A 16,008-nucleotide genomic window follows, 5' to 3' on the forward strand; every position below is an offset into this window, starting at 1 on the left:
TTATCGCGTGTTCCCTCCCGCAGGCCCCCGCAAGCGTCCCGGTTTCCCCGCCCACGCCGCGGCAATCCAGTGAGATTGCCGCCAGTGCTGTCCAACTCGCAGCTCACGATGCATCGCCTTCGCCAGGGACCCGCCTTTTTTTGCAAAGCGTGATCCTATGTTCCTGTCGTCTCTCGATGCCGCACGCCGGCGTTTTGGTCATCATTTTCGTCATTCCACCGCGGCGGCGCTGGTCTCAACCGGCGCGCTCATCGCACTGACCGGCTGTTCCACCACCTTCCCCACCCCCACGCCGCCGGCTCCCAATGCCGCGCTGATCAACGGCGGCAACGACGGCCTGTTGATTCCGCTGCACGTGGAACGCGCCGACGAAGATCACGCGCGCCTCGGCCTGCCGGTCCAGCTTGACGGTAAGCCGGTGTACGTCGCACTCGACACGGGCACGCAAGGCGTGCGGGTGTTGAAGTCGGTGCTGCCGGGTTCGAACTATGCAAGCGCCGGCGGCGTGACGTCGTTGTCATTCGCGAACGGCGCGGAGATTCTCGGCGCGGGCGTAAAAGTACCGATCAGCCTGGCCGGCACCACGTCCGCGCCGATCGCCGCGCAAGCGGTCGACACCGTGCGCTGCCTGCCTAACGCGCGGCACTGCGTGGCGATGGACGGCTACACCGGTGAATTCGGCTGGGCGTTCTCCGGCATTTTCGGCGTCGGCGCCGCGCAGTCGAACGGCGGCAGCTATACGCAACCGCTGCGCGCGTTGCCCGGCAACATCGGCCAACGCTATCTGGTGCACTCGAACTTCGCAAAACCGTACATGGTGTTGAGCCCCTCGAACGCCATCACGAAAGACTACACAATGGTACCGATGACCGTGTCGAAAGACGGCACGGCGCAATGGCCGCGAGGCTGCGTGAATGTGGGCAACAAGATGACCTTCTGCGCGCCGCTGGTGTTCGCAACCGGCAGCACCGGCATGATCCGCATCGAAACGGACAAGGCGCCGAACTGGACCGGCGACAACGACGTCGGCAACGTGCTCGACCAGGGCAACTACGAGACGGCAATCGGCACGGGGCCCTGGGTGCACCGTTACGAGACCGCGCAAGTCACGATCGTCAAGGCCAAGCCCGACGCGAACCGCATCGTGGTCGGTTTGATGGCAATGCAGAACATCGACATACTGTTCGACTTCCCGCGCGGGCAATTCGGTCTGCATGCCGCGAAAGAAAGCGAACGATTCGCGCCGTGATATTCAACGTGCGATAAAGAAAGGCCGTGCGAAAATTTCGCACGGCCTTTTCATTTTGAGCAAGCGCCACAGACACGCCCACGTCAGTCCATATCGAGCGGATTCACGTGCCAGATATTGCGCGCATATTCGCCAATCGTCCGGTCCGACGAAAACTGCCCCATGCCCGCCACGTTTTCGATCGCGCTCTCGGTCCACGCGCGCTTGTCGACGAAACGCGCATCCACCTCGTCTTGCGCTTTCGCAAATGCGGCGAAATCGGCGAGCACCATATAGTGATCGCCCCAATCCACTAGCGTGTGGAAGATGTCCAGGAAGCGCAGCGGATCGTCCGGCGAGAAGTAGCCCGAGCGAATCTGGTCGAGCGCCATGCGCAAATCCAGATTCTCCTCGTAGACTTGCCGCGGCCGGTAGCCAGTGGCGCGCAGGCTGTCCACTTCGTCAGCGGTATGGCCGAAAATGAAGATGTTGTCGCGCCCCACCGCGTCGCAGATCTCGATGTTCGCGCCGTCCATCGTGCCGATCGTCAACGCGCCGTTCAACGCGAGCTTCATGTTGCCGGTGCCCGACGCTTCGGTGCCGGCCATCGAAATCTGCTCCGACAGATCGGCCGCCGGAATGATCAACTCTGCCACGCTCACGCCGTAGTTCGGCACGAACACCACCTTCAGGCGATTGCCGATCAACGGATCGTGATTGACTTTCTGGCTGACGTCACCAATCAGCTTGATGATCGTCTTCGCCATCCGGTACGCGGAGGCGGCCTTGCCGGCGAACATCACCACACGCGGCACCCAATCGCGCTCCGGATTCGCACGAATCTGGTTGTAGCGCACGATCACGTGAAGCACATTCAACAACTGCCGCTTGTATTCGTGAATGCGTTTGACCTGAAGGTCGAACAACGCATCGGGATCGAAGTGCAGCTTCGTGTGATGCGCGAGTCGCTGCACGAGACGCAATTTATTCTGCCGCTTCGCTTCACGGAAGGCGTCGATGAACGCGCTGTCGTTGCGCAGACTGCGCAGTTGTTCCAGCTCGAACAGATCGCTGCGCCAATGCTTGCCGATCTGCTGATCGATCAGCGACGACAGCGACGGACTCGCTTGCGCGAGCCAGCGCCGCGGCGTGATGCCGTTGGTCACGTTAGTGAAGCGGTCCGGATAGATGCGCGCGAAGTCGGCGAAGATATCGCGCGTCATCAGTTGCGAATGCAGCTTGGACACACCATTCACCTTGTGACTCGCGACGATCGCCAGATACGCCATCCGCACGCGCCGTTGACCATATTCGTCGACCAGCGAAATGCGGCGGATCATCTCGGCGTCATGTCCCGATTGCTCGCTGACATGCTTGAGAAACCCGGCGTTGATCTCGAAGATGATCTCCAGATGCCGCGGCAGCAGGCGCGAGAGCATTTCCACGTCCCACGTTTCGAGCGCTTCGGGCATCAAGGTGTGGTTCGTGTACGAGAAGATCTGCGTGACGTGCTTCCACGCCTTGTCCCACGGCAGGTGATGGACATCCACCAGCAATCGCATCAGTTCCGGAATCGCCAGCACGGGGTGCGTGTCGTTCAGATGCACGGCGACCTTTTCGGAGAAGCGCCCGAACGTGCTGTGCGTGCGCTGATAGCGGCGAATCAGATCCTGCATGGTCGCCGAGACGAAAAAGTATTCCTGACGCAGCCTCAATTCGCGGCCGGCCGGCGTCGAGTCGTCCGGGTACAGCAGCCGCGAGACATTCTCCGACATGTTCTTCGTGTCGACCGCGTTGCGGTAGTCGCCACGATTGAACGCGCCGAGATCGAGTTCTTCGGTGGCGCGCGCCGACCACAGGCGCAGCGTATTAGTTGCGTCCGTCGCATACCCGGGAATGACGGTGTCGTACGCGGTTGCATTCACATGTTCTGTGTCGATCCATTCGACGTGCTCGCCGCGCTGCACCGTGCGACCGCCGAAGTGCACCATATACTTGATCTCCGGCCGCGGAAACTCCCACGGATTGCCCGCGCGCAGCCAGTAGTCCGGCGCTTCGACCTGCTCACCGTCGACGATCTCCTGGCGAAACATGCCATATTCGTATCGGATACCGTAGCCGAAGCCCGGAATACCGAGCGTCGCCATCGAATCGAGAAAACAGGCAGCGAGCCGGCCGAGGCCGCCGTTGCCGAGTGCGGCGTCAGGCTCGATATTGATCAGCATGTCCATATCGACGCCCAGACTCGCGAGCGCTTCCTTCATCTGATCGTGGATGCCGAGGGCGAGCAGCGCGTTCGTAAACGTGCGGCCGATCAGGAATTCCATCGACAGGTAGTAGACGCGTTTGACGTCCTGTTCGTACTGCAGGCGCGTGGTCTTCATCCATCGCGCGACCAACCGGTCGCGCACGGCGAGCGCTGCGGCATGCAACCAGTCATGCGGGTGAGCGGTGACGGCATCTTTGCCGACGCCGTACATCATGCGATTGGAAATTGAGCGCCGTAGCGCGTCGACGGTACTGTTGAGCTGGTCGAATTCCAGATCGACGGCTGTCATCGAAGCCTCCGGGAAAAAACGACGCGACATGCGCGAACCGCACAGATGACGGACGGGAGGCGCGTGCCGGTCAGGCGGGTTAACAAACAGAGTAGGACATTTTACTGCCCGCAGACATCGGCGAGCGGGAGCGATTGAGCACGCACATGCCATGCCCGCCGACACGCGGTGCTTCGGCGGCAGTGCGCACGGATGCGGCGCAAACGGCCTGTACGCGCGCATCGGCTCGTAAAACAAGTAAATAAATGCGGGCACTTAGCGGCACGCCGAAAGCGCACCGAGGCATTGTTTTTTTGTGTAACGCTCGGATGAATGAATCCATGGCACTCATAGGTGGTCGAATCGAGCCGCCTCCCCTGCGGATCGGTTGTATCGGAAGGGCTTACGTTACGCCGCCAACTTCGCCCATTCGAAAACGGGGTGCGGGCTTGACCGTTAGTTGCATTACATGCAAACAGAACGGTGTCTTGCGCAGCTGCCGTCGCTGCGTAAAAACAAAGCGGGCGCGCTGCCGTGGCAGTGCGCCCGCTTTTATGATCCCGATCTTTCAAACTCGGGCAGTTCGATCCTGGCTTGCCGGCAACCCTGTTCTCTCGATCAACGCGCGGCGAAATACTCCTTCACCGCCGCGATAAACGTATCGATATCGGCACGCGACACATCCTTATGCGTGACGAATCGCGACGCGTACAGCATCTGCGTAAGGACGCCGCGCTCCTTGAGCCATGCTTCCAGCGGCGCACAATGCTGCTGCGGAAACTGGGCGAACACCATGTTGGTCGCGATCGACTGCACCTTGACCTGCTCGATAGCCTCCAGACCGGCCGCCAGATGCGCGGCGTTCGCGTGATCGTCCGCGAGACGTTCGACGTTGTGATCCAACGCGTACAGGCAGGCCGCCGCCAGCACGCCAGCCTGCCGCATGCCGCCGCCCAGCACCTTGCGCCAGCGATGCGCCACGTCGATCAGCGCCTGGCTGCCGACCAGCACCGAGCCAACCGGCGCGCCCAGGCCTTTCGAAAAACAGATCGAGATCGAATCGAACGGCTCGCACAGCGCCGCGACCGGCTTGCCCGACGCGACCGCCGCGTTGTAGACCCGCGCGCCGTCCAGGTGAGCCGACAGACCGCGTTGGCGCGCGAGCTGCACCGCCTCGGCGACGTAACCCGCCGGCAGCACCTTGCCCCCGATGGTGTTTTCCAACGCCAGCAATCGCGTGCGCGCGAAGTGATTGTCGATCGGCTTGATCGCGGCAGCGATCTTCTCGAGCGGGATCGACCCGTCTTCCGCGTTCTCGAGCGGCTGCGGCTGGATGCTGCCGAGCACCGCGGCACCGCCGCCTTCGTACTTATACGTGTGAGCCAACTGGCCGACGATGTATTCGTCGCCACGCGCGCAGTGCGCCATCAATGCCGCCAGATTGCTCTGCGTGCCGCTCGGGAAGAACAGGCCGGCCGCCTTGCCGGCGCGCTCCGCGACCGTGGCTTGCAGACGCAGCACGGTTGGGTCGTCGCCCCAGACGTCGTCGCCCACTTCTGCGGCCGACATGGCCGCGAGCATTGCCGGAGTCGGACGGGTTACGGTATCGCTGCGCAAATCGATCATTGTGAGAGCCTTGTGTGTCCCTGTTTGTCTACGTATGACAGCCTGTCACTGTCGGCCCGCGTGCCGCCGCGTCTGCCCAAATGGGGACGCGGCTCAGGCGGTTTAGCCACACAGTGTATTCAATTAACACGGCGGTGAGAATCATCCGCCCGACTTCGGCAGCCACGCAAGCGGATCGACTGGCTGGCCGTTCTGGCGGACTTCGAACTGTATCGACGCCACGCCACGGCTATCCACGCCGACTTCGCCGATGGTTTGCCCTTGCGCGACAGCGTCGCCTTCCTTGACGAGCAGCGTGCTGTTCTGACCGTAGGCGGTGATCAGCGAGTCGTCGTGCTTGATGATGATGAGCGGGCCGTACGCCTCGATACCCGAGCCGGCATAGACCACCCGGCCGGTGGCGGCGGCCTTGACCGGATCGCCCGGGCGGCCGCCAATCACGATGCCGTTCGACTTGCCCGGCGCGAAGGCCTTCAGCACCGGACCGCGCAGCGGCCACTGCAGCACGCCTTGCAGAGGAACGCCGGGAGTAGCCGGCGTGGCGCCCGGACTATTCTGGCCAGCAACATTGACCGGTGGAGTCACCACACTGCCCGACGCCATCGGCGGAGACACCCGCAGCACCTGCCCCGGATTGACCGCCGAATTCGACGCGAGGCCGTTCCAGGCTGCGATCTCCTGCGGCTTATGGCCGTAAGCCGCGGCGATGCCCGCCAGCGTGTCACCCGGATTGGCACGGTAGTAACCGGCCGGCACAGGGACCGTTCCAAGCGTAGTCGGGCGGGCAGGCGCATTGCTGTAGAACGGCGTGCTATCCCACGGCATCGTCGTACAGCCGGTAAACAGGACGCCAAGCGCGGCCGCCATCAGCAACCGGGTCCCCGTGAATTGCCATTGTCTTGTCATGTGATTTTCCTCGACACTTTGGTTCAATCGGATTCAACCAGCCCGTAGCAATTCCCGTGCCGCTAGACGGAGGGCACAGCCGTGCGTGACGATTATGCTGCCAGGGGCGCCGCGGTCGGCGCCAATGCGGCGGCGTCCGGGGGGTCGTCAGGCACTGCCCTCGGACTCGACCACCAGAATGCGCGCCGCGCCGATCGGATGCGCGACATGTTCGGTGCCCACCGACGCGTAGAACACATCGCCCGTTTCCAGAATGGCCGACTGTTCGGCGCCGGCTTCGCGGTAACGCATCTCGACGCGACCGTCGAGCACGGCAAACACTTCCTCGCCGTCGTTGACGTGCCATTTATACGGCTGATCGGTCCAATGCAGGCGCGTCGTGATGCCGCCCATGTTGGCGATATCGAGCGCGCCCCACGGACGCGTCGCGGTAAAGCTCTTGCTGCGAATGATTTTCATGGTGAATAGCCGGTAGGAGAGCAGATGCCGTCGACGCGCTATCTCTGCCGCATACCGGACCACCCGGCCTGCCTGAGTCGCACGTTTCGAGTGGCCCATTATAGGACCTGCGGCAGATACAACTGCCGGCACGACATTGCCCCGCTGTATTCGTGTGAGCATTGAATCCTTTCAACCCTCGCCTATACTCCCTCATGCTGCCGCAACGCACTGTAAGCAAAACGTCTGAAATATGCGAGGAGCTGGGGATGAACAAAGCCACCTTTCTGGCCGTGCAACTCAACGTGGACGACATTGCGGCGTCGCCCGGCTTGGCCGAGTTGCTGAATACGCATCTGGTTTTCGCGGCAGACGTGGCCGAGGCCGCCGACGCACTGGTTCAGCTGGCCAGCATCGCGGGATTGTCGAGCGGCGTCGAAGCCAGCGTCGAGATCCCCGCCTTGGCGATCGAACGGTTGCGCGAGGCGCTCGACAATCTGAGCGGCTACGACGAATCCTGGCTGCTCGCCCTCGAACCGAGCCGCGCGCTGTTCGATGAAATAGGCCGACGGTCTCGCACCCTGCATTAGAGACGCATCAAGGCTGCATGAGCGGATCGCATCCGCACTGCCGCGCACCCCGGCGCTCATCACCAGGCGCCGCCGGTCCGCCACTTTTCGCCCACCGCTCGAACCGCCAGATTGTCCGGCATGCGTGACCGTCGGCGCTGTCTGCAGGGTTTCGGGCGAGTCAAACCGGAGGAATCGCCGTGAAAAGTCTCCTGACACGCCGCACCGTGCTCGCAGGTCCATCGCACCTCGTGCAGGTCGCACGAGAGAACACCGCCGGTCCCGTATCGGCCGACGACAGCGAGGAAGCAACGTTGGCCGCGGCGGCCGCCGGCGCCGCGCCCGCCGCTGCGGCTGCCCCTGCCCCCGAGCCGGCGCGGCCGGTGACGACGTTACGGCCGGTGCCGGTGGTGCCCACGCAGGTCAGCGCGCGCGGCGTACAGATGGCCGACACCGCCGAAGTGGAATGGTTGGCCGAGGAAGAAGCACTGACGCCGTTCCGCGTCTTCCGCAGCTTCGCCTATTCGGTCAGCCTGCTATTCCACGCGAAGGAACTGGCTTACTACGTCGCGCTGTATCAGGACGGCTCGCTGTGGCACGCGCTGAAAGCCAACGACCTCGAAGCCGCTGAAGCGGCCTTCCATCATTTCGAGGATCAGGCGACGCGGCTCTCGGACGGCGAAACCCGCCGCGCGCAATTGGAGGCGCAAAACGAGCAGCTGGCGCGCATGATCGCGCGCTCAGAGGCGCACGCCGAACGACTGCGCACCGATCTGCAGCGGCGCGGCGCGCAGGAACAAACGGTGTCGAACCGGCAGCATCAGGTGCGCAAGGAGGTGTCGCAACTGGAAGCGCAACGCGTGGCCGCGCAGGCGCATCTGAACAAGGCGCATCGGCAGATTCACCAGCTCAATCTGACGAGCAATGAAGGGATTCCGCATTTGCCGAATCGTTGAGCCGCCGGTTGAAATCGCGTTGACGGCCAAACAGAGCCGCACACGACAAAACGCCGTCCGAAAATCGGACGGCGTTCTTTATTGCGCGCCACCTGTTAGTCAGGCGGCGGTTGCATCAGCTTCAGCGCAACTTAGTTGCCGAAGTAGACCGCGTTACGGTCATTGCCGCTCACGGGACGGCCGGCTTGCGAGCTGCCTGCGATCGGCGCGCCATAGCCGCTGTTCATCGCTTGAGCGGTGCCGTTCTGCGCATCGACGCGTGCTTGAGCGGCCTGAATGTTGGCCGGGTAGTCGATCTGATTGCCAACCGGGTTGTAGCCGGCCTTTTCGAGTTGCACGAGTTCAGCGCGGACCTGAGCGCGCGAGACCGGCTGGTTCGACTGGGCAAACGAAGCGACAGGAGCAACCAGAGCGGCGGCGACGACAACTGCAGAGATAAGAGTCTTCATGATGTAAACCTCCAGAACTTGTTTTTAATTCGCTTTGGGGCTTGTTGTCCCGTAGCGCATAAATCGAAGTTTAGGAGTGTCGAGCCCTAGGGTAAACACCTAAAATGACGAAACTCTATTTCAATTTTCGCAACAGTAATCAGTTTGCCGTGCCGCCCAGCCATTCTCGCAATATTTTTCAGCAACAATTCCTCCTCTGGAATCCGATAGGTGTCGCAGCCAGACGCGCCTTACGGCAAGCGCGCGCGCCCGGCCACGATTCAAACCCTTAGCTCCAGTTCGCGTGGAAGCTACCCGGTTTGTCGATACGCTCGAACGTATGCGCGCCGAAGAAATCGCGCTGTGCCTGCACGAGGTTCGCCGGCAGGCGTTCCGAACGATACGCGTCGAAATAGGCAACCGCCGACGCGAATGCCGGCACCGGCACGCCCGCGTTGATGGCGGCAATCACCACCTCGCGCAACGCCGACTGGTAATTTTTGGCGATGTCGCGGAAGTACGGATCGAGTAGCAGATTGGCGATCGCTTTGTCGTTCGTATAGGCGTCGGTGATCTTCTGCAGGAAGCGGGCGCGAATGATACAGCCGGCGCGGAAAATCTTCGCGATCGTGCCGAAATCGAGATCCCACTTGTACTCTTCCGACGCCGCACGCAGTTGCGCGAAACCTTGCGCGTACGAAATTACCTTGCTGAAGTACAACGCACGGCGCACCGATTCGATGAATGCATCACGCTCGGCGCCGAGCGGCTTCGCCTTCGGTCCTTCGAGCACCTTGCTCGCGGCCACGCGCTGATCCTTCAGCGACGACAGCACGCGCGCAAAGACGGCTTCCGTAATCAGCGGCAGCGGCGCGCCCAGGTCGAGTGCGTTCTGGCTCGTCCACTTGCCGGTGCCCTTCTGCGCCGCGCGATCGAGAATCACGTCGACCAGATCCTTGCCGGTTTCCTCATCTTTCCTGGCGAAAATCTTCGAGGTGATTTCGATCAGATAGCTGTCGAGTTCGCCCTGATTCCATTCGGTGTAGACCTTGCCCAGCTCTTCGTTCGACAGGCCGACAACCTGCTTGAGTACCGCATAACTTTCGGCGATCAGTTGCATGTCGCCGTATTCGATGCCGTTGTGCACCATCTTCACGAAGTGGCCTGCGCCGTCCGGTCCCATGTAGGCCACGCACGGCTCGCCGTCCGGCGCCTTCGCGGCGATCTCGGTAAGGATCGGTGCGACCAGATCGTAGGCGTCGCGCTGGCCGCCCGGCATGATCGACGGCCCTTTCAGCGCACCCTCCTCGCCGCCCGACACGCCCGTGCCGATGAAATGCAAGCCGGCTTTCGCCAGTTCCTGATTGCGGCGAATGGTGTCGGTGAAATGGGTGTTGCCGCCGTCGATCAGAATATCGCCCTTGTCCAGCAGCGGTTTGAGCGAGGCGATGGTGGCGTCGGTCGGCTCGCCTGCCTTGACCATCAGCAGAATGCGGCGCGGTTTTTCCAGCGACTCCACGAACGCTTCCAGCGTGAAGGCCGGCACCAGCTTCTTGTCCGGATATTCGGCGATGAGTTCGTCGGTTTTTGCGCGGCTACGGTTGAACACCGACACCGCGTGGCCGCGGCTCTCGATGTTGAGCGCCAGATTGCGGCCCATGACCGCCAGCCCCACCACGCCGATTGCCTGTTTGCCCATGTGAATTCTCCAGAGTCCAAAAAATGTCGAGACACCACGCCGGAAGAAACGCGGGCGGGACGTCGAGGGTGAAAGGATAAAAGAAATGCCGCCTTGCCGCTCGTTGGCGGGCAACGCGCAGCGCTTGATGACGCACTCCATGACGCCGCCATTAGGCGCCGGCTTGCGGCCGAACGTTTGTCAGACCGGCGTCGCGTCCTGGCGTTTCCTGAACACCAGACTGAAATTGTTGGCCGGCATCGCGATCGCCTCGTCGCACACGAGCCCGACCGATGCGCCTAACGCTACCACGGCTTCCATGTCGCGCACGCCCCACGCGGGGTCGCGGCTGCGCAATTGTTGATCGAACGCCTCGTTGCTCGGCGAGGTTTGCGCGCCGCCACGTTTGTAAGGACCGTACAGATACAGAACACCGCCGTCGACGAGCCGGCGGCTCGCGCCTGCGAACAACGCTTGCGTCGCGCTCCAGGGCGAGATGTGAATCATGTTGATGCAGACTACCGCGTCGAGCGTGCCGACGCCCCAATCCGCTTGATGGACGTCGAGAGCGAGCGGTGCGCGCACATTCGCCAATCCTTCATGCGCGATCCAGGCCGCGATCGACGCACGCGCGTCCACATCGAGATCGCTCGGTTGCCAGTCGAGACCGGGCAACGCGCCGGCGAAGCAGATGGCATGCTGGCCGGTCCCGCTCGCGATCTCCAGCACGCGGCCGGTGGCGGGCAGCACCTCGCGCAGCACGGCGAGAATCGGTTCGCGGTTGCGTTCCGCGGAAGGCGAACGTTGCTGCGGCGCCGGATGGAAATGAGTCATAGTGAGCTTTTGTTGCAGTACAGGGCCGTGCGCACTCTTTCTGCGAGTTCACGGTCGTAGTTCAGGCCGCGTGCGGCCCGAGCGGTCTAATCAATCCAGCGCCAGCCGCCCCGCCAATGCAGTCAGCGTATCCCCACAGGGCGCCACGATTTTCAGCGACAGCAGCGCATCGGCGCGCGTGCGCCCCAGATTGATCGCGACGATCGGCTTGCCCTGCTTTTGCGCCCACACGCAGAAGCGGTAGCCCGAATAAACCATCAGCGACGAACCCACCACCAGCACAGCGTCCGCCGTATCGAGCGCATGCGAGGCCGCTTCGACACGCTCACGCGGCACGCTTTCGCCGAAGAACACCACCGAAGGCTTCAGCAAGCCGCCGCAGTTCGAGCACGGCGGAATGCGGAAAGCCTTGAGATCGTGCCACTCGAGATGCGCGTCGCCGTCGGCAGCGGTTTCGGCGACGACGTTCAGCAACGCGGGGTTGTCGGCTTCGAGCGTCTGCTGGATAGACGCGCGCGAATGCTGCGTCCCGCAGTCCAGACACGTCACACCGCCGATGCCGCCGTGCAGTTCGATCACCGCGCGGCTGCCCGCCCGCTGATGCAGACCGTCGACGTTCTGCGTAACCAGCGTCGGCACATGGCCCGCTGCCTCGAGCCGGGCCAGCGCGATATGGGCGGCGTTCGGCTGCGCGTCGGCGACCACCGGCCAGCCGACCATGCTGCGCGCCCAATAGCGCTGGCGCATCGCGACGGTGCCGAGAAATTCCTGCAGGGTGATCGGCGGCGAACGCTTCCATTCGCCGTTATCGTCGCGATAACCGGGAATGCCCGAGTCGGTACTGATGCCCGCGCCCGTCAGCACGAACAGACGCGGATAACGCTGCACGAAGGTATGCAGGTCGTCCAGTGTGTGCGATTCGTTGACGGCTTCGATGGACGCGGGTTGAAGGTCGGTCATGACGGGGACATTAGGATGGCTGCGGGCTCGGCGTAAAACCTGAAACGCCGCTCAACGGCGCGTGCGCGGCTTGCCTGGTCGCGCGTGTACTGTCCGCACCGCCTGCCGTGCTTGCCACTCGGCTAGCGCGGCCTGGTAGCGGTCGAGCGCTTCATCGTAGAGATCGAAGACACACGGATTGCAGCCACTATGACAACAATCGTCGAGATCGGGCTGCACGGGCGGCACCGGCTGCGGGTCGTCCTTGGGTGTGGCTCGGGGCACGGCGAATCGCTTTCCGGAAGGCGGGAGCGCTCAGTATAAGTTGATCTTCCGCGCCGCGTGCGGCGGCGGCTCGTGCCTCAAGCCCGGCCTCCCGAGCCGGGTCGAGTTTTTTCAGCGCCCGCTCAGCCCCGTCCGACGAACGGCATCTTGCTCGCCATGATGGTCATGAACTGCACGTTCGCCGACAGCGGCAATTCCGCCATATGCAGCACCGCGTCCGCGACGTGCTGAACGTCCATCAACGGCTCGACCGCGATTGCGCCGTTTGCCTGCGGCACGCCGCGCGCCATCCGCTCGGCCATTTCCGTCGCCGCGTTGCCGATATCGATTTGCCCGCACACGATGTCGTATTTGCGGCCATCGAGCGAAACGGCTTTCGTGATGCCGGTGATCGCATGCTTGGTCGCTGTGTAGGCGATGCTGTTCGGCCTCGGCGCATGCGCCGAAATCGAGCCATTGTTGATGATGCGGCCGCCGCGCGGCGTCTGCGTTTTCATCAGGCCGAAGGCGGCGCGCGTGCAGAGAAATACGCCAGTGAGATTGGTGTCGACCACCGAGCGCCATTCGTCGATATCGAGTTCGTCGATATCCACCGGCGAACCGTTGCGGCCCGCGTTGTTGAACAGCACGTCGAGCCGGCCGCGCCGCGTGCGGATCGTGTCGAACAGTGCCGCGACGCTTTCTACGTCCGTCACGTCGCAAGTCACGGCGAGCGCGTCGCCACCCTGCTGCCGTGCTTCTTCGACGACCGCGTCGAGCGGCGCCTGACGACGGCCCGCGAGCACGACGCTATAGCCGTGCGCCAGCAGCTTGAGCGCACACGCGCAGCCGATGCCGCTGCCTGCGCCCGTCACCAAAGCAACCTTCTTGATTCCCGTTTCTGTCACAGCGCGTCTCCTGGTCCGTTTCTTTAGCCTTGGAACCATACAACAGCCGGTCGCCTGTCACAATGCGATGGCGCGGCGGCCGCGAAGCACAACGTCTTTCAGCGCGCTTTCATTATTTTGCCGTTCCTGTCAGCAAAGCTCTTGAGCGACGCATCAATGGTATCGTTTGCTGTTGCGCGCCACGCGCGCTGTTCAAGACCTTCCCAGGACGGAGGAAGGAAGACAGGAAGCACGCTTTATGAACGAACCCTTCAAGCCGCCGCACGGCGCCCAGTCCACGCCGCAGCGCCGATGGCCGCGCACCCCCTATCCCGCGATGCTGACCGCCACCGCCGCATGGCATGTATTCGTGCTGACCGGATGGCTGCTGGCGCCTGCCGCGTGGCCGTGGTGGCTGGCCGCGCTCTTCGTGAATCACGCCATTTTTACGGTGGCCGGCCTGTTGCCGCGCACCTCGCTGCTGGGCCCGAACTGGACGCGCCTGCCCACCGGCGCGCGCAACGCCGACGCGATCGCACTGACCATCGACGACGGTCCCGACCCGGTCGTCACACCGCAAGTACTCGACCTGCTCGACGCCTTCGACGTGCGCGCCACCTTCTTCTGCATCGGCGCGCAAGCGCAGCGCTATCCGGAACTCACACGCGAGATCGTCGCGCGCGGCCATGCGCTGGAAAACCATTCGCAGGTGCACATGCACACGTTTTCGGTGACGTTTCCGCGCGCGCTCACGCGTGAGATCGACACTGCACAGCGCACCTTCGAGGCATTGAGCGGCGCGCGGCCGATGTTCTTCCGCGCGCCGGCGGGGCTGCGCAATCTCTTTCTCGAGCCGGTGCTGCGCAAACTCGATTTGCGGCTCGCGGCGTGGACACGGCGCGGCTACGACACGCGCGAGCGCGATCCGCAAGTGGTCGCGCGCCGGCTGCTCGATGGCCTTGCTCCGCGCGACATTCTGCTGCTGCACGACGGCAACGCCGCGCTCACCGTTGAAGGCAAACCGCTGATCCTCGCGGTCCTGCCGCGCGTGATCGACGCGGCACGGCGGCAACACTTGCGCTTCGTTACGCTACGTGATGCGCGTATCGAGGACTAGACCCGAGGACTGAACTCAGCACGCCTTCGCGCGGCTCGCGGCGCTCTATTCAGCAAGCCGCGCGCACACTGCTGCTACACGCGGAAATCCGCTGCCATGTCCTCGTCCGTACGCGCTTCGAGCTCACCGCTGCGGCACGCCTTCAGGAACACGTCATAGTCGCGTTCCACCTGGTCCGCGTAGCGGGTGGCATAACTGGTCAGCGCTTCCGCGAACTGGTCGCCACGGCCGATATATGCGCTGACCTCGATTGCCTGGCCACTCGCTTTGGCATGGGCGCGCGCCATGATCCAGCCACAGAGTCGCGCATAACCTTCCAGCAGGTCGGTGTCGAACAACTCGATGTTCGCCGACAGTTTCATATCGCGCAGTTGGCGAAAATAGAAATGACGTCCTAACGGCCCGGTCGCCCAGCCGAGGAAGATGTCGCTCGCGGCCTGCAGCATACGTTGCCCTTGCACGACGCGTTCGCCTTCGTGCTTGATGGACGGCGACTTGTAGTGCTGCGCAATCACCGACGGCCGCGCTTCCTTGATTTGCAGGAACAGCGGCTTGTCCATGTGATCGACGCTCAGCACCACCATACAGCGCGTGCCCACGCTGCCGACGCCCACCACCTTGAACACGATGTCCTGCACGGTGAAATGACTCAGCAACTCACGCCGATCGTGCGACATCGTTTTCAGATACTCGCCCCACATGCGTTCCAGCATCTTGCGCCAGTTGGCATCTCTGAACGCTTCGGTCTCTTCCGGCGTGAACAGCGTGTTCGCGCCCAGCACGTGGAACAAGGCCGGCGGCGCATCACGGATTTTCCAGTGATCGCCGTCGCGCTCGGCCATTTTCTCCAGCAGGTTTTCGTGCGTACGGCTCGCGGCCTTCTCCATGCCGCGCCGCACGGTGCGGCGACGCTCGGGAGTCAGCGCGGTTTCCGCCATCCGGTCGAAGGTGATACGGTCGTACCAAAGTTCCAGCGCCCCGCATTGCGCGTATTGCGCCATGCGGTCGCGATATTCGGTGGCGGCGGTCATCACCAGGTGCTCGGCCGCGCCGCGGCTCAAACGCATATGACGCGCGGCGACCACGAGACTCGCGGTCAGCCGTTTCAGGTCCCATTCGAAAGGGCCGATCGCGACTTCGTCGAAGTCATTCAGATCGAATACGAGCTGACGCTCCGGCGTCGCGAATCCGCCGAAATTCATCAGATGGCCGTCGCCGCAAATCGGCATGGTGAGGCCGGTGTCGGGGACCTTGCTTAGATCGTGGGCTTGAATGATCGCGGTGCCGCGAAAAAAGGTGAAAGGCGACACGGCCATGCGCCCATAGCGTAGCGGCACCAGGTTCGTCACGCGTCCCTCGCTGCTTTGCTTGAGCAACTCGATGGGGTTGCGGTTCAATTCCCCTACCGTACGATGGCTCGATCGTTTCGAGTGTTCACGGGCGGCACGGCCACGGGCCTCCCGCTCGGCGATAGTGCTGGCTTTCATGCTCTTCTCCGGTTTTTGTATGAAACTTTACTATCGGTTGTAGAAGACTGCTTCTGCTGGCACGTAAAACGGGGCGTTTTGTGAAACGATCCGCGGGCATTCAGTATCGAACTG

15 protein-coding genes are annotated in these 16,008 nt (G+C 62.8%); 4 read left to right on the forward strand and 11 right to left on the reverse strand.

Annotation, left to right across the window (positions count from 1 at the left end):
* Positions 1-157: 157 nt before the first annotated feature.
* A complete protein-coding gene (locus tag ACAX43_RS15285; RefSeq protein WP_370709236.1) occupies positions 158-1,249 on the forward strand; it encodes a hypothetical protein in 1,092 nt (363 codons plus the stop codon).
* Between the two features lie 83 nt (positions 1,250-1,332).
* Here the strand turns inward: ACAX43_RS15285 and ACAX43_RS15290 are convergent, their stop codons facing one another.
* The 4 genes from ACAX43_RS15290 to ACAX43_RS15305 form a co-directional block, all read right to left on the reverse strand.
* Positions 1,333-3,786, reverse strand: coding sequence for a glycogen/starch/alpha-glucan phosphorylase (locus ACAX43_RS15290; RefSeq protein WP_370709237.1), 2,454 nt, complete (start codon positions 3,784-3,786; stop codon positions 1,333-1,335).
* Between the two features lie 597 nt (positions 3,787-4,383).
* Positions 4,384-5,391 (reverse strand): low-specificity L-threonine aldolase, encoded by a 1,008-nt coding sequence (gene ltaE, locus ACAX43_RS15295; protein WP_370709238.1) that lies wholly within the window; start codon positions 5,389-5,391, stop codon positions 4,384-4,386.
* 141 nt (positions 5,392-5,532) lie between these two features.
* Positions 5,533-6,297, reverse strand: a complete 765-nt coding sequence (locus tag ACAX43_RS15300; RefSeq protein ID WP_370709239.1) for a peptidoglycan DD-metalloendopeptidase family protein — start codon at positions 6,295-6,297, stop codon at positions 5,533-5,535.
* Between the two features lie 147 nt (positions 6,298-6,444).
* On the reverse strand, positions 6,445-6,756 hold the full coding sequence (locus ACAX43_RS15305) for a cupin domain-containing protein (protein WP_370709240.1): 312 nt from the start codon (positions 6,754-6,756) through the stop codon (positions 6,445-6,447).
* A 248-nt stretch (positions 6,757-7,004) separates the two neighbouring features.
* Between ACAX43_RS15305 and ACAX43_RS15310 the strand changes: the two genes are divergently transcribed.
* Positions 7,005-7,325 (forward strand): hypothetical protein, encoded by a 321-nt coding sequence (locus tag ACAX43_RS15310; protein WP_370709241.1) that lies wholly within the window; start codon positions 7,005-7,007, stop codon positions 7,323-7,325.
* 179 nt (positions 7,326-7,504) lie between these two features.
* Complete coding sequence (locus ACAX43_RS15315; protein ID WP_370709242.1) at positions 7,505-8,260, forward strand: DUF2968 domain-containing protein; 756 nt, start codon at positions 7,505-7,507, stop codon at positions 8,258-8,260.
* A gap of 131 nt (positions 8,261-8,391) precedes the next feature.
* Here the strand turns inward: ACAX43_RS15315 and ACAX43_RS15320 are convergent, their stop codons facing one another.
* From ACAX43_RS15320 to ACAX43_RS15345, 6 genes are all read right to left on the reverse strand, one after another.
* Entirely contained in the window at positions 8,392-8,709 is a 318-nt protein-coding gene (locus ACAX43_RS15320) for a DUF4148 domain-containing protein (protein ID WP_370709243.1), read from the reverse strand.
* Between the two features lie 268 nt (positions 8,710-8,977).
* Positions 8,978-10,387, reverse strand: a complete 1,410-nt coding sequence (gndA, locus tag ACAX43_RS15325; protein ID WP_370709244.1) for an NADP-dependent phosphogluconate dehydrogenase — start codon at positions 10,385-10,387, stop codon at positions 8,978-8,980.
* Between the two features lie 180 nt (positions 10,388-10,567).
* The gene (locus tag ACAX43_RS15330) at positions 10,568-11,200 is read right to left on the reverse strand and encodes a DUF938 domain-containing protein (protein WP_370709245.1); all 633 of its coding nucleotides are present in this window, start codon (positions 11,198-11,200) and stop codon (positions 10,568-10,570) included.
* A 90-nt stretch (positions 11,201-11,290) separates the two neighbouring features.
* Complete coding sequence (locus ACAX43_RS15335; protein WP_370709246.1) at positions 11,291-12,160, reverse strand: NAD-dependent protein deacetylase; 870 nt, start codon at positions 12,158-12,160, stop codon at positions 11,291-11,293.
* A gap of 51 nt (positions 12,161-12,211) precedes the next feature.
* Positions 12,212-12,424, reverse strand: coding sequence for an oxidoreductase-like domain-containing protein (locus tag ACAX43_RS15340; protein WP_370709247.1), 213 nt, complete (start codon positions 12,422-12,424; stop codon positions 12,212-12,214).
* Positions 12,425-12,546: 122 nt separating this feature from the next.
* Positions 12,547-13,311 carry an SDR family oxidoreductase gene (locus ACAX43_RS15345; RefSeq protein ID WP_370709248.1) on the reverse strand — a complete coding sequence of 255 codons (765 nt, stop codon included), beginning with the start codon at positions 13,309-13,311 and terminating at the stop codon, positions 12,547-12,549.
* A 238-nt stretch (positions 13,312-13,549) separates the two neighbouring features.
* Between ACAX43_RS15345 and ACAX43_RS15350 the strand changes: the two genes are divergently transcribed.
* Positions 13,550-14,407 (forward strand): polysaccharide deacetylase family protein, encoded by an 858-nt coding sequence (locus tag ACAX43_RS15350; protein ID WP_370709249.1) that lies wholly within the window; start codon positions 13,550-13,552, stop codon positions 14,405-14,407.
* 74 nt (positions 14,408-14,481) lie between these two features.
* Here ACAX43_RS15350 and ACAX43_RS15355 read toward each other — a convergent pair whose 3' ends face one another.
* On the reverse strand, positions 14,482-15,894 hold the full coding sequence (locus ACAX43_RS15355; RefSeq protein ID WP_370709250.1) for a DUF2252 domain-containing protein: 1,413 nt from the start codon (positions 15,892-15,894) through the stop codon (positions 14,482-14,484).
* Between the last annotated feature and the right edge of the window lie 114 nt (positions 15,895-16,008).

Origin of the sequence: Paraburkholderia sp. IW21 (assembly GCF_041321145.1) — a bacterium.
GTDB lineage: Bacteria > Pseudomonadota > Gammaproteobacteria > Burkholderiales > Burkholderiaceae > Paraburkholderia.

What these genes read in the sequence shown, in the direction of transcription:
- ACAX43_RS15285 (WP_370709236.1), top strand. Translation starts at nt 158, where the DNA reads ATGTTCCTGTCGTCTCTCGATGCCGCACGCCGGCGTTTTGGTCATCAT.
- ACAX43_RS15330 (WP_370709245.1), bottom strand. Translation starts at nt 11,200, where the DNA reads ATGACTCATTTCCATCCGGCGCCGCAGCAACGTTCGCCTTCCGCGGAA.
- ACAX43_RS15320 (WP_370709243.1), bottom strand. Translation starts at nt 8,709, where the DNA reads ATGAAGACTCTTATCTCTGCAGTTGTCGTCGCCGCCGCTCTGGTTGCT.
- ACAX43_RS15305 (WP_370709240.1), bottom strand. Translation starts at nt 6,756, where the DNA reads ATGAAAATCATTCGCAGCAAGAGCTTTACCGCGACGCGTCCGTGGGGC.
- ACAX43_RS15310 (WP_370709241.1), top strand. Translation starts at nt 7,005, where the DNA reads ATGAACAAAGCCACCTTTCTGGCCGTGCAACTCAACGTGGACGACATT.
- ACAX43_RS15355 (WP_370709250.1), bottom strand. Translation starts at nt 15,894, where the DNA reads ATGAAAGCCAGCACTATCGCCGAGCGGGAGGCCCGTGGCCGTGCCGCC.
- ACAX43_RS15350 (WP_370709249.1), top strand. Translation starts at nt 13,550, where the DNA reads ATGAACGAACCCTTCAAGCCGCCGCACGGCGCCCAGTCCACGCCGCAG.
- ltaE (WP_370709238.1), bottom strand. Translation starts at nt 5,391, where the DNA reads ATGATCGATTTGCGCAGCGATACCGTAACCCGTCCGACTCCGGCAATG.
- gndA (WP_370709244.1), bottom strand. Translation starts at nt 10,387, where the DNA reads ATGGGCAAACAGGCAATCGGCGTGGTGGGGCTGGCGGTCATGGGCCGC.
- ACAX43_RS15300 (WP_370709239.1), bottom strand. Translation starts at nt 6,297, where the DNA reads ATGACAAGACAATGGCAATTCACGGGGACCCGGTTGCTGATGGCGGCC.
- ACAX43_RS15335 (WP_370709246.1), bottom strand. Translation starts at nt 12,160, where the DNA reads ATGACCGACCTTCAACCCGCGTCCATCGAAGCCGTCAACGAATCGCAC.
- ACAX43_RS15290 (WP_370709237.1), bottom strand. Translation starts at nt 3,786, where the DNA reads ATGACAGCCGTCGATCTGGAATTCGACCAGCTCAACAGTACCGTCGAC.